The 12,106-nt window shown below is 44.1% G+C and carries 13 protein-coding genes; all 13 read left to right on the top strand.

What is annotated here, in order from left to right:
• Positions 1-254: 254 nt before the first annotated feature.
• The 13 genes from WMO25_RS08190 (at position 255) to aroD (ending at position 11,777) form a co-directional block, all read left to right on the top strand.
• The gene (locus tag WMO25_RS08190) at positions 255-1,382 is read left to right on the top strand and encodes a 5-(carboxyamino)imidazole ribonucleotide synthase (protein ID WP_117540270.1); all 1,128 of its coding nucleotides are present in this window, start codon (positions 255-257) and stop codon (positions 1,380-1,382) included.
• 14 nt (positions 1,383-1,396) lie between these two features.
• The gene (gene purE, locus WMO25_RS08185) at positions 1,397-1,912 is read left to right on the top strand and encodes a 5-(carboxyamino)imidazole ribonucleotide mutase (protein WP_015515041.1); all 516 of its coding nucleotides are present in this window, start codon (positions 1,397-1,399) and stop codon (positions 1,910-1,912) included.
• Between the two features lie 4 nt (positions 1,913-1,916).
• Entirely contained in the window at positions 1,917-3,281 is a 1,365-nt protein-coding gene (purF, locus tag WMO25_RS08180) for an amidophosphoribosyltransferase (RefSeq protein WP_117527728.1), read from the top strand.
• 92 nt (positions 3,282-3,373) lie between these two features.
• Positions 3,374-4,399: a phosphoribosylformylglycinamidine cyclo-ligase gene (gene purM, locus WMO25_RS08175; RefSeq protein WP_349084911.1), complete on the top strand. Its 1,026-nt coding sequence runs from the start codon at positions 3,374-3,376 to the stop codon at positions 4,397-4,399.
• Positions 4,393-5,019, top strand: coding sequence for a phosphoribosylglycinamide formyltransferase (gene purN / locus WMO25_RS08170; RefSeq protein ID WP_227082074.1), 627 nt, complete (start codon positions 4,393-4,395; stop codon positions 5,017-5,019). Before purM ends, purN begins: the two co-directional genes overlap by 7 nt.
• 149 nt (positions 5,020-5,168) lie before the next feature.
• Positions 5,169-6,440 (top strand): phosphoribosylamine--glycine ligase, encoded by a 1,272-nt coding sequence (gene purD / locus WMO25_RS08165; protein ID WP_349084909.1) that lies wholly within the window; start codon positions 5,169-5,171, stop codon positions 6,438-6,440.
• A gap of 207 nt (positions 6,441-6,647) precedes the next feature.
• On the top strand, positions 6,648-7,430 hold the full coding sequence (locus WMO25_RS08160) for a shikimate kinase (RefSeq protein ID WP_349084908.1): 783 nt from the start codon (positions 6,648-6,650) through the stop codon (positions 7,428-7,430).
• 238 nt (positions 7,431-7,668) lie between these two features.
• Positions 7,669-8,313, top strand: coding sequence for a DNA-3-methyladenine glycosylase family protein (locus WMO25_RS08155; protein WP_215690897.1), 645 nt, complete (start codon positions 7,669-7,671; stop codon positions 8,311-8,313).
• Positions 8,314-8,327: 14 nt separating this feature from the next.
• Positions 8,328-8,861, top strand: a complete 534-nt coding sequence (locus WMO25_RS08150) for a methylated-DNA--[protein]-cysteine S-methyltransferase (protein WP_349084912.1) — start codon at positions 8,328-8,330, stop codon at positions 8,859-8,861.
• Between the two features lie 106 nt (positions 8,862-8,967).
• Entirely contained in the window at positions 8,968-9,189 is a 222-nt protein-coding gene (locus WMO25_RS08145) for a hypothetical protein (RefSeq protein WP_349084906.1), read from the top strand.
• Positions 9,182-9,784, top strand: coding sequence for a GNAT family acetyltransferase (locus tag WMO25_RS08140; protein ID WP_349084905.1), 603 nt, complete (start codon positions 9,182-9,184; stop codon positions 9,782-9,784). The genes WMO25_RS08145 and WMO25_RS08140 overlap by 8 nt, the downstream gene beginning before the upstream one ends.
• Positions 9,785-10,171: 387 nt before the next feature.
• A complete protein-coding gene (locus WMO25_RS08135; RefSeq protein WP_435384304.1) occupies positions 10,172-10,996 on the top strand; it encodes an MFS transporter in 825 nt (274 codons plus the stop codon).
• Between the two features lie 19 nt (positions 10,997-11,015).
• Complete coding sequence (gene aroD, locus WMO25_RS08130) at positions 11,016-11,777, top strand: type I 3-dehydroquinate dehydratase (RefSeq protein ID WP_349084903.1); 762 nt, start codon at positions 11,016-11,018, stop codon at positions 11,775-11,777.
• Positions 11,778-12,106: the final 329 nt, after the last annotated feature.

Here is a 12,106-nt window from a genome sequence, read left to right as displayed (position 1 = left end):
GCACTGAATGAGCCACTCAACATATAAGCTGTGCTTATATAGTATCAACGATACATTTTAAATAAAAAAGGAAAGGTGAAAGAACCTTTCCTTTTTTTCGCTTAAGTATTGACGTAAAAGCTCAGTACGGTTACAATAGAGTCAGATTCTGATGAATTTTGCCTTTTTGGTAGGAAAAAGTGAATTTATAAGAATGGTTTATAATAAGAGTATCCACTTATTTATAAGATATCATTATAAAAGGAGCGTTTAACATGCATAAGATCGGTATTATCGGTGGCGGTCAGCTTGGCAAAATGATGATTCTTGATGCTAAGCGGCTGGATGATTATTTTGTAATTCTTGATCCAACCCTGCATTGCCCGGCTCACAGCATTGCAGATGAACATATTGTAGCAGATTTTGATGATGTGGCAGCCATTGAGGAACTGGCCTCGAAGGTGGATGTGGTGACGTATGAATTTGAGCACATCAGTGTGAAGGCGCTGCAGCAGGTGGAGGCAAAGGGATGTCCTGTTTATCCCTCCAGTGAGACACTTTTGCATATTCAGAACAAATACGATCAGAAGCAGTGGCTGATGTCACATGGTCTGCCGGTTCCTGATTTTCGAAAGGCAGACTCTTATGAACAGCTGGTGGAGGATTGTGACTATTTCGGTTATCCGGTGATTTTGAAGACCTGTACAGGCGGTTATGACGGCAAGGGGAATGCGGTGATCCATACAAGAGAAGATATTCGCGAGGCCTATGAGAGTCTGGGCGCAGGCAGGCTGCCCCTGATGGTGGAAGAATATGTGCCGTTTTTAAAGGAAGTATCGATTTTGGTCTGCCGCAGCACTAACGGCGATGTAGCGGTATTCCCGGTGGCAGAAAATGTGCATGTGAACAGCATTCTGGATGAGACAACGGTACCGGCGGATATCACAGAAGCCTGTCGGGAAGAAGCCATGGATGTGGCAAGGAAAGCGGTGCATGCTTTTAATGCCTATGGTATGCTCTGCATCGAACTTTTTGTGACAAAGGATCAGCATGTGCTTGTCAATGAGCTGGCGCCGCGTCCGCACAATTCAGGACATTATACAATAGAGGGCTGTGTGACTTCACAGTATGAGAATCATATCCGGGCGATTCTTGGACTGCCCCTTGGCAGTACGGAACTGATACGCCCGACAGTGATGAAGAATATTATCGGAAATGTGAATAAGAAGGCTGAAGTCCATGGACTGGAAGAAGCTTATAAGTATCCTGAAGTGAAGATCCATATTTATGGCAAAGAGGAATGCAGAGTTGGCCGTAAGATGGGGCATATCACAGTGACAGATAAGACGATTGAAGATGCACTTTTTAAAGCGCGCTATGCGCATTCAAAGATCAAGTTTTAACGGAGGTAATGGGAATGAGCGTAAAGGTTGGCATTATTATGGGCAGTGATTCCGATCTGCCGGTTATGTCGAAGGCAGCAGAGATACTGGATGAATTGCAGGTGCCTTATGAACTGACGATTGTTTCGGCACACAGAACACCGGACAGATTATGCGAATATGCAAAGACAGCCGAGGAAAAAGGCCTTTCAGTGATTATTGCAGGTGCCGGCGGGGCAGCCCATCTTCCGGGGATGACTGCGGCTATGACGGTGCTCCCTGTTATTGGTGTACCGGTGCAGACAAAGGCTCTTGGCGGTGTGGATTCTCTTTATTCTATCGTCCAGATGCCACCGGGCATACCGGTTGCTACAGTGGCCATCAATGGTGCACAGAATGCAGGACTTCTGGCAGCCAAGATTCTGGCCACAGAGGATGCCGCATTGCGTGAGAGACTGAAAGCATACAGCAGCAAGCTTGAGCAGACGGTACTGAATAAGGCTGACAAGCTTGAGCATATCGGCTATGAAGCGTATTTAAAGGAGATGTAAGCAGATGGAGAAAATGATGGACAGATGTGGTTTGTTTGGCATGTTTGACAATAACGGCTTTCATACATCCCATTTAATATATTACGGACTGTTTTCCATGCAGCATCGCGGCATGGAGGCAGCAGGTATCTGTGTGAATGACAATCAGGGTAATTTTTCCTATGTGAAGGATGAAGGCCTTGTGACAGAAGTTTTTGATGAAATGAAGCTCGAGAAGCTTCAGGGACATGCAGGTATTGGCCACATTCTCAGATATGACGGATCGGATGCCCGCGAGAATGCACAGCCCATCGTGATCCGTTACACAAGCGGTCATATGGCTGTTGCTTTAAACGGCGGATTGACGAATATCGAGGAGATTCGCCATGATCTGGAACTGAAAGGTTCTGTATTCCAGACAATGGAAGCGGCGGAAGTAATCTCTGTGTTGATTTCCAGAGCAAGAAATAATTATCCGACCATTGAGGAGGCGATTGCTTCTATTATGCCGATGCTCAAAGGCGGATACGCGATGCTGGTGATGACGCCGAGAAAGGTGATCGGTGTCAGAGATCCCCAGGGCATTCGTCCGCTGGTACTTGGCAGGGAAGATCATTCATGGTTCCTTTCTTCAGAGACATGTGCCTTTGATGAATTGAATGTTGATTATGTGAGAGATATCCAGCCCGGGGAGATTGTGGTCATCAATGCAGAAGGCCCGCATTCCATCCAGGGTATGCCGGCGCAGCCGATACGTGCCTGCATTTATGAGTATATTTATTATTCACATCCGGCCAGTGTCTTCGGTGGTCAGGAAGTTTACAAGGCGAGATACAATATGGGATGCCATCTGGCAAAGGAAGCGCCTGCAGATGCAGATGCGGTTGTATGGGTACCGGATTCGGGTCTGGCAGCAGCAGCCGGATATGCAGATACACTGGGAATCCCTATGGTGGATGCTTTTGTAAAAAATAAATACTACGGTAATAATCTGGTGAAGCCGGAAGGGATTTTGTTTGACAGAAAGATTCATATGAAGCTTTCTGTGATTAAGAGCCAGGTGAAGGACAAGAACATTGTGGTTGTGGATGACTCCATGGTGCGCGGTACAACGGCTCAGACGTTAGTTGAGCTGCTTCGCCATGCCGGAGCTAAGAGTGTCCATCTGAGGATCGCATCAGCAACCATTTCACATCCATGTTATTATGGCGCTTCCATGCCGGAAGAGAAGAAACTGATCTTCCATGAGCAGGGAGTGGATGCGGTCTGCAAGATGACGGGAGCGGATTCACTTGCCTTCCTGTCCAGTGAGGGTATGGTAGCTGCATGTCCGGATGCCGCAGGTGGTTTCTGCATGGCATGTTTTAACGGTGATTACCCAACGAAATAGCAGATAGAAATAGTGAAATAAGAATCCGGGAACGGATTTTGAATCGAACAATTAATCATAATCAGAGTGCTTTTATCAAGGAGGAAATATAAATGGATTATAAAAATGCCGGTGTAGATATTGAAGCAGGATACGAATCAGTAGAACTCATGAAGAAATTTGTCAAAGGAACCATGCGTCCGGAAGTACTTGGCGGTCTTGGCGGATTTTCAGGTGCTTTTTCTCTTGAAAATATCAAGAAAATGGAAGAGCCGATCCTTTTATCAGGTACAGATGGCTGCGGCACAAAAGTGAAACTGGCTTTCCTTATGGACAAACATGACACGATCGGTATTGATGCAGTGGCTATGTGTGTGAATGATGTGGCTTGTGCCGGCGGTGAACCGCTTTTCTTCCTTGATTATATTGCATGCGGCAAGAACTATCCTGAGAAGATTGCCACAATCGTCAGCGGTGTTGCTGAAGGGTGCAAGCAGTCCGGTGCAGCACTGATCGGCGGTGAGACAGCGGAGCATCCGGGACTGATGCCTGAGGATGAGTACGATCTTGCAGGTTTTGCAGTAGGTGTTGTAGATAAGAAGGATCTGATCACAGGTGAGAATCTGAAGAAAGGTGATGTGCTTATCGGCATCGCTTCTTCCGGTGTACACAGCAATGGTTTCTCCCTTGTCCGCAAAGTATTCGATATGACAAAGGAATCATTGGATACATACTATGATGAACTTGGCACAACTTTAGGTGAAGCATTGATCGCGCCTACAAGAATTTATGTCAAAGCCCTGAAGGCAGTTAAAGACGGCGGTGTGACGCTTAAGGGATGCTCCCATATTACGGGCGGCGGATTTTATGAGAATATTCCACGTATGCTGCCGGAAGGTGTTCATGCTGTTGTGAAGAAAAATAGCTACGAAGTTCCGGCTATCTTCAAACTTATTGCAGAAAAAGGTGATATTGCCGAACAGATGATGTACAATACTTTCAACATGGGTCTTGGTATGGTGATTGGTGTTGATCCTGCAGATGTTGATAAGACAATGAAGCTTCTTGAAGAAGCAGGTGAGAAAGCCTATATCGTTGGTGAACTGACAGAGGGCGAAAAGGGTGTGACATTATGTTAAAGATTGCAGTACTTGTATCCGGCGGCGGCACCAATCTCCAGGCCATTATCGACAGCATTGCCGATGGACGTATCACCGACACAGAGATCAAAGTGGTGATCAGCAATAATCCAAAGGCAAAAGCACTGGAGAGAGCGGCGAAAGCCGGTATTGAAGCGGTATGTATTTCTCCGAAACAGTATGCAGATCGTGAGCTTTTTAATGATGCTCTGCTGGAAGCTGTCAATGCCCGGGGTGTGGATCTCATTGTATTGGCAGGCTTTATGGTGGTTGTGCCAGAGAAGATGATCAAAGCCTACAGAAACAGGATGATCAATATCCATCCGTCGTTGATCCCGTCTTTCTGTGGAACCGGTTATTATGGACTGCATGTTCATGAGGCTGCCTTAAAGCGTGGTGTGAAGATCAGCGGTGCAACGGTGCATTTTGTTGATGAGGGAACTGATACAGGCCCGATCATCATGCAGAAGCCGGTGGAAGTACGCCCGGATGATACGCCTGAGGTGCTTCAGCGCAGAATTATGGAGCAGGCTGAATGGCAGATTATGCCGAAAGTTATTGATCTGATCGCCCATGACAAAGTGCATGTGAAGGATGGCAGAGTGTTTGTAGAGGAGTAGACTTCAAGACTCCAAGTCTGCAATGTGACTTTGAATCCTGTATCGGAATTTGTGAGTTGATTTTGAATAGGTTCATCCGCCGATTCTGCCTTTTGATTTGGTGGAATCGGCGGATATTTGAGTTATATATGAAAGAAAGGATGAGCAGAATGAAAGTATTAATCGTTGGCGGCGGTGGAAGAGAGCATGCCATCGCATGGAAGGTCGCAGAAAGTCCTCTTGTAGATAAAGTTTACTGTGCACCGGGCAATGCCGGTATTGAAGAAGTTGCAGAATGTGTACCGATCGGTGCCATGGAATTTGATAAGCTGGTTGCCTTTGCAAAGGAAAAAGCCATTGATCTGACGGTGATCGGCATGGATGATCCGCTGGTGGGCGGTATTGTGGATGCTTTTGAGGCAGAAGGACTGAGAGTATTCGGACCGCGTAAGAATGCAGCCATTATCGAGGGCTCCAAAGCCTTTTCCAAAGATCTGATGAAAAAATATGGTATTCCGACTGCTGCTTATGAGAATTTCACGGATCCGCAGGCAGCCCTTGATTATCTTGAAACGGCCAAGATGCCAATCGTATTAAAGGCTGATGGTCTGGCCCTGGGCAAAGGTGTTCTTATCTGCCAGAATCTTGAAGAAGCCCGCGCCGGTGTTAAAGAGATCATGGAAGACAAGAAATTCGGTTCAGCTGGCAATCAGATGGTTGTGGAAGAGTTTATGACAGGACGTGAGGTGTCGGCCCTTTGTTTCTGTGACGGAACCAATATTGTACCGATGACATCTGCTCAGGATCATAAACGTGCAAAAGATGGCGATCAGGGCTTAAATACAGGCGGTATGGGTACATTTTCCCCAAGTCCTTTCTATACAGAAGAAGTGAATGCTTTCTGTATGGAGCATATTTTCAAGCCTACGATGGCAGCGATGAAAGCAGAAGGCAGAGATTTTGTGGGCATCCTTTTTGTTGGTTTGATGCTGACAGAAGACGGTCCGAAGGTGCTGGAATATAATGCCAGATTCGGTGATCCTGAAACACAGGTTGTACTTCCGAGAATGAAGACAGATCTGGTGGAAATGTTTGAGGCATGCATCGACGGCAAACTGGCTGAAAAGCATCTGGAATTTGAAAACAATGCGGCAGTTTGTGTTGTCCTGGCTTCTGATGGTTATCCGGTTTCCTACGAAAAAGGTTATCCGATCACAGGTTTTGAGAAATTTCATGCGGATGAAGGTTACTATTGTTTCCATGCAGGCACAAAGCGCAATGAAAAAGGCATTGTGACAAACGGTGGACGTGTACTTGGTGTCACAGCTAAAGGCACAACGCTGAAAGAAGCAAGAGCTAATGCCTATAAAGCAACCGAATGGATTGAATTTGACAACAAATATATGCGTCATGATATCGGCAAAGCCATTGATGAAGCATAACATATGAATCTTTTATCAGGACCCGCAAAAGCGGGTCCTGTTTTTGGAAAGAAAAATTCAGATGATGATTGTGAATGTTGTAGTTCGTATGAAAACTGCGCAGGATAACCAATAAAATAAATGAAATTACAGGTTTCTTTAGTTGTAAATTTATGGTACAATGTAATAACTTAAAGCGTTAAACTACAGAAACAAGGAGAGCGGAACATGAAGGAACTGGATTTATTGCGGCAGGAACTTTTATCCTGTGATACTCAGCTTGCAGATATATTGATGAAACGATTCGATGTGGTTGAGAAGATTATGGCATTGAAGGAGAAGAATCAGATGCAGATTCTTCAGCCGGAGCAGGAGAGCAGACAGATAGAGGCACTGGACATAGAATTGAAAGGTAATGTGCATCAGGAAGAGATTGCTGATATTTATGCGCGAGTTCTCTACAACAGCAAGAAGATTCAGGGAAAGAAACTTTTCGATTACAATATTGTGCTGATCGGTTTCATGGGAGCAGGAAAGAGTACGATCTCTGCGTTTTTGAGAGATGCACTGGCCATGGATGTGGTTGAGATGGATCAGGTGATCGCCGAACAGCAGGGCATGAGCATTTCGGAAATTTTTGAGACTTATGGAGAGGAATACTTCCGCAACCTTGAGACACAGTTGTTGATTGACATGCAGTCCAAGCAGAATGTCATTATTTCCTGTGGCGGCGGTGTGGCTATGCGTGAACGCAACGTGGCTGAGATGAAGAAGAACGGCAAGGTTGTTCTTCTGAAAGCAGACCCGCAGACCATTCTTGACCGCGTGAAGGACAGTGACGAACGTCCGCTTTTGAATGGTCACAAGAATGTAGAGTATATTGCGGATTTGATGGAAGCAAGAAGAGCAAAGTATGAAGCAGCAGCGGATATCGTTGTTCAGACTGACGGCAAGAGTGCACTTGAGATCTGCGAGGAAATGATCCATAAGCTGAGACGTGCAGATGAATAGAACGTATTTTTGATGACAGCATAATAGATTTTTATAGTGTTTTGCAGAAGCAAATAGTTGCCTTTGAAACTAAAAAGAACAACTGTTTGCTTTTTCACTTGTAAAAGGGAATATTTCATGGTATGATAGGGGGAGTTAAAACTGCAAAGCGTGTAATGCAGGGCTATGGATGAAAGGAATAATCTGGATGAAGAAATTGAAGAGAGTCTGTGCAGAATGTGTGGATGGGAGATGAAGGATGTATTTTGAATATGGTGAAAATGAGATAACTTATCTTCGAAATAAAGACAAAAAGCTGTCAGAAGTCATTGATCAGATAGGGATGATAGAAAGAGAAGTGGATACAGATTTGTTTTCTGCAGTGGTTCATCATATTATCGGTCAGCAGATTTCTACGAAAGCACAGGCAACCATCTGGCAGCGGATGAAGGAGACTTTGGGAGAAGTGAATGCTGTAACTATTCTTTCAGCGGACATTTCCAAGCTGCAGTCTTTGGGGATGACCTTTCGTAAGGCAGAATATATTACGGACTTTGCCAGAAAGGTTCATGAGGGCGTCTTTGATCTGGAAACAGTCGCTCAGATGTCGGACGAGGCGGCCATCAAAGAACTGGCTTCTCTGAAAGGAATTGGTGTATGGACAGCGGAGATGATCTTGCTTTTCTGTCTGCAGCGGCCGGATATATTCAGCTATGATGATCTGGCTATCCAGCGTGGACTTCGTATGGTTTATCATCACCGCAAGATTGACCGGAAGTTGTTTGAAAAGTATCGCAGGCGGTTTAGTCCTTACTGCAGTGTGGCCAGTCTGTATTTGTGGGCAGTAGCAGGCGGAGCTATTTCGGGAATGAGAGATTATAAACCGAAGACACAGAAGAAGTAAGATGGAGGAAAATGATGGTATGTACATGTCAATATCAGTCACCAATGGGGGATATCCTGTTGGCTGCTGATGAAATCGGTCTGACAGGATTGTGGTTTGTTGGGCAGAAATACTTTGCCAACATACTTCCGGATGAACATATTGTGAGGGAAACACCGATTCTTGCAGAGGCAAAAAGGTGGCTGGATGTGTATTTTTCCGGCGAAGAACCGAATTTTACACCGCCTCTGCATCCAATCGGCTCTGCATTCAGACAGGAAGTGTGGCAGATTTTGCTGCAGATCCCGTATGGTCAGACAACGACATACGGAGAGATTGCCGGACAACTGGCCGAAAAACATGGCATGGATCATATGTCTGCACAGGCAGTTGGCGGTGCAGTAGGGCATAACGAAGTCTCTATTATCATTCCATGTCATCGTGTGGTCGGTGCAAATGGCAGCTTGACGGGATATGCAGGCGGAATTGATAAAAAGGTACGATTGTTGGAATTAGAGAAAACAGATATGACAGAATTTTTTATTCCGAAAAGAGGAACGGCGTTGTAGAATCAGCGTCGTTTTTTGTCGATGAATGTGCATTGCTTTTTGTAATCGGATTGCATATAATAGCAATATAAAGAAGAAATGCTTGGTTGGATAGGGAAGAAATTGAATGAATGGATTGAGGGGGATTATAATGGCTACATCTAGTATTTTAAAGAATTTTATTATTTCGGACAATGAGCAGGCTGAAATTTTTGCAAATGCTATAGAGGTATCTTATCAGGAATCATTGCAGATGAAAAAGGATGAGGAAATGGTGATGTATGAAGAACTCAAGAATCCTGATGAAATAAGGGATTTTATGGAGGAGTGGAAGCTCTTACATGAATGAGTTATTTGTGGTGTTGAACATCAAAGAATACTTACGATACGATAAGGGTGGAGAAGAATTATTAAGGCGTATATACTCCACCTTTTGTTGTACTAAAAATAATGATGTCCATAAATTTTTAATAGAGCAATCAATTAATTTTACAAAAAAGAATCAGTCCGTTACATATCTTGTATTTACAAAAATAGAAAAGGAAATGGTGGGGTATTTTACAATTACGATAAAACCAATTTCAGTGTATTGTGAAGGGTTAAGTAATACTGTGAAGAGAAAAATAGCAAGGGTGAGTAAATTAGATAAAGAGAATGAGCAATATATGCTTGCAGCGTACCTTATAGCTCAGTTGGGAAAGAATTTTCAATACGAAAATGACAAAAGAATAACTGGAAAGCAGTTACTTAATTTGGCAATTGATAAGATAAGAGAAATTCAATATATGGCAGGTGGGAAGGTCATTTTTTTGGAGGCAGAAAATAAAGAGAAACTTTTGAATTTCTATGAAAGGGAAAATGGATTTAAGCAGTTTAATAAAAGACCAGTGATGAGTAAAGAAGAGAATGGTCATACTTTGGTACAATTATTACAAGTATTATGAGTAGATATTTTGGGAATGAGCAGTTATATATTTAGCTGTTTTTTTCTTTCTATTGCGCTCAATGAACTTTTTACGGTTTACAATGGTTATATCCTAAAGCTGAAAACGGCTAAAAAGCATCATCCGGTGCGCACCCTGATGAGCCAAAAAACTCCGAATAAAAATCCCCTCTGATCCTTTCTGAATTTAAAATACCCCTAAGAAGGAAACCTCCGCTAAAACGTTTCGTGCGGGTGCGCGTTGTTTTAGCGGAGGTTTCTTTCTTAGGGGGGATATCAAATAGGGGATTTTTATGAGTTTTTACAAATAATCGTGTTTGGCCAGCACATTCAGAATATTGCGTTCTTCTTCGGTACCTTCGATGTTTCCCTTCCTTTTGCAAGGCCTTTGTCTGATAAGCTGGGAAGAAGAATTTCAGTGTTGATTGGTGCAGCATCCTATGTTATCTTTTTTATAGGCATCGCATTTTCACCGAATAGTCAGGTAGCCTATGTGGCAGCAGGTACTTCCTTATCCTATGCAGCACTGCCGGTAGCTGGCGGTATTGCTATCGGTATTCTGGGCGTACTGGCCATCTTTGCACCGATGCCTGCAGGTAATGCGGCAGCCAAATCTGAGTCTTTTATCAGCAGTCTGAAAAATGCCAATTTCTCAGTGGAAAGTATTGCACTGATCCTGATCGGTTTTACAAGTACAGCGACTTTCCAGCTGTGGCTCAATTGTGCACAGACATTTGGTAAAGAAATCGCCGGTATTCCATCAGAGTCGGTTTCCATGATGCAGACATATTATTCAGCGGGAACCATGGTGGCGCTGGTGGTAACAAGCTTACTCATCACAAAGTTCAAACAGGTCCGTTTCCTGGTGATCTATCCGGTAATTTCCGTTGCCATGTTGGTTCTGATTTACCTGGTGAAAACACCGATGATCTGCTTCGTGGGAGCATTTGTGATCGGTTATGCAGCTGCAGGCGGTGCCCTTCAGATGGCAACAGCAACAGTGAATGATCTGTTCCCGAATATCAAGGGGACCATTACCAGTCTGGTCATGATCGCATCCAGTCTGTGCAACTATACAATTTTAAGTGCGGCAGCGAAAATGTCATCCATGCAGGTGATCATGATGAACATTGTTATTACCGTTATCGGCGTGCTGCTGGCAGTTTTTGTTAATGTGAGATACGGAAGTCTTTTAGCGAAGACAGAACAATAAAAAAGAGGAGTCTGAGAGTATGAAAGCAGTAGAAGTTAGAAATATTAAAATCGGCGAAGGTATTCCGAAAATCTGTGTGCCAATCGTTGGTGTGACAAAAGAAGACATTATCAATGAAGCTAAAACATTTGAAAATATTCCGGTAGATGTTGTTGAGTGGCGTGTAGACTGGTTTGAAAATGTTTTTGATATTGAAAAAGTGAAGGATGTTCTGACAGACCTTCGCCAGGTTTTAAAAGATACACCGATTCTTTTTACTTTCCGTACATCCAAAGAGGGCGGCGAAAAGGCCATTGAAGCAGCAGATTATGCAAAACTGAACAAGGAAATCGCAGCGACAGGCAATGTAGACCTGGTGGATGTGGAAGCCTTTACAGGGGATGAAGTGGTGAAAGAGATTATTGAAGCAGCCCATGCCTGCGGCGTCAAAGTTGTTGCTTCCAACCATGATTTTGACAAGACACCGGATAAGGATGATATCGTTGGCCGTCTTCGCAAAATGCAGGATCTTGGCGCAGACATTCCAAAGATTGCGGTGATGCCTCAGAGCAAACTGGATGTACTGACACTGCTTTCTGCAACAGAAGAGATGAACAGACTGTATGCGGACAGACCGATCATTACGATGTCTATGGCAGGTACAGGTGTGATCAGCCGTCTTTGCGGTGAAGTATTCGGTTCTGCACTGACATTTGGTGCAGCAGGCAAAGCCTCTGCTCCGGGACAGATGGGTGTGAACGACCTGAATACTGTATTAAGTCTGCTTCACAAAAGTCTGTAAGTCTGCTTCACAGCGAATCAACAGGCTGTATTGAACAATTAACAGGCTGCCCAGCCGGTTTATGATGTCATTGGGGCGCAGGTTGACAAAGATATTGTCACAGCGTATCTGTCAGATTAAAAATTCTTCCGACAAAAGTTTGAAAAAACCACCGGAAACGGTGTATAATATAACAGATCATAAATACTCACCGCCTTTTAATTCAGATCAGACGGTGAGTGTAGTTTAAATCAGTGAAAATCAGACAGAGGGGAAGTATTATGGAAGAACAGTTAAACATGATGCGCCGTGGCAGACAGTTCAAACAGCTAATGAACAAGAAGATGGAC

Source organism: Coprococcus intestinihominis (assembly GCF_040096555.1).
GTDB lineage: Bacteria > Bacillota > Clostridia > Lachnospirales > Lachnospiraceae > Coprococcus_A > Coprococcus_A intestinihominis.
This window is presented reverse-complemented; position numbering and strand designations above follow the sequence as displayed.

Excerpts from the sequence above, each read along its gene's own strand:
- purM (WP_349084911.1), top strand. The coding sequence starts at position 3,374 with ATGGATTATAAAAATGCCGGTGTAGATATTGAAGCAGGATACGAATCA.
- WMO25_RS08155 (WP_215690897.1), top strand. The coding sequence starts at position 7,669 with ATGTATTTTGAATATGGTGAAAATGAGATAACTTATCTTCGAAATAAA.
- WMO25_RS08145 (WP_349084906.1), top strand. The coding sequence starts at position 8,968 with ATGAATGGATTGAGGGGGATTATAATGGCTACATCTAGTATTTTAAAG.
- WMO25_RS08190 (WP_117540270.1), top strand. The coding sequence starts at position 255 with ATGCATAAGATCGGTATTATCGGTGGCGGTCAGCTTGGCAAAATGATG.
- purD (WP_349084909.1), top strand. The coding sequence starts at position 5,169 with ATGAAAGTATTAATCGTTGGCGGCGGTGGAAGAGAGCATGCCATCGCA.
- aroD (WP_349084903.1), top strand. The coding sequence starts at position 11,016 with ATGAAAGCAGTAGAAGTTAGAAATATTAAAATCGGCGAAGGTATTCCG.
- WMO25_RS08140 (WP_349084905.1), top strand. The coding sequence starts at position 9,182 with ATGAATGAGTTATTTGTGGTGTTGAACATCAAAGAATACTTACGATAC.
- WMO25_RS08150 (WP_349084912.1), top strand. The coding sequence starts at position 8,328 with ATGGTATGTACATGTCAATATCAGTCACCAATGGGGGATATCCTGTTG.
- purF (WP_117527728.1), top strand. The coding sequence starts at position 1,917 with ATGGAGAAAATGATGGACAGATGTGGTTTGTTTGGCATGTTTGACAAT.
- purN (WP_227082074.1), top strand. The coding sequence starts at position 4,393 with ATGTTAAAGATTGCAGTACTTGTATCCGGCGGCGGCACCAATCTCCAG.
- purE (WP_015515041.1), top strand. The coding sequence starts at position 1,397 with ATGAGCGTAAAGGTTGGCATTATTATGGGCAGTGATTCCGATCTGCCG.
- WMO25_RS08160 (WP_349084908.1), top strand. The coding sequence starts at position 6,648 with ATGAAGGAACTGGATTTATTGCGGCAGGAACTTTTATCCTGTGATACT.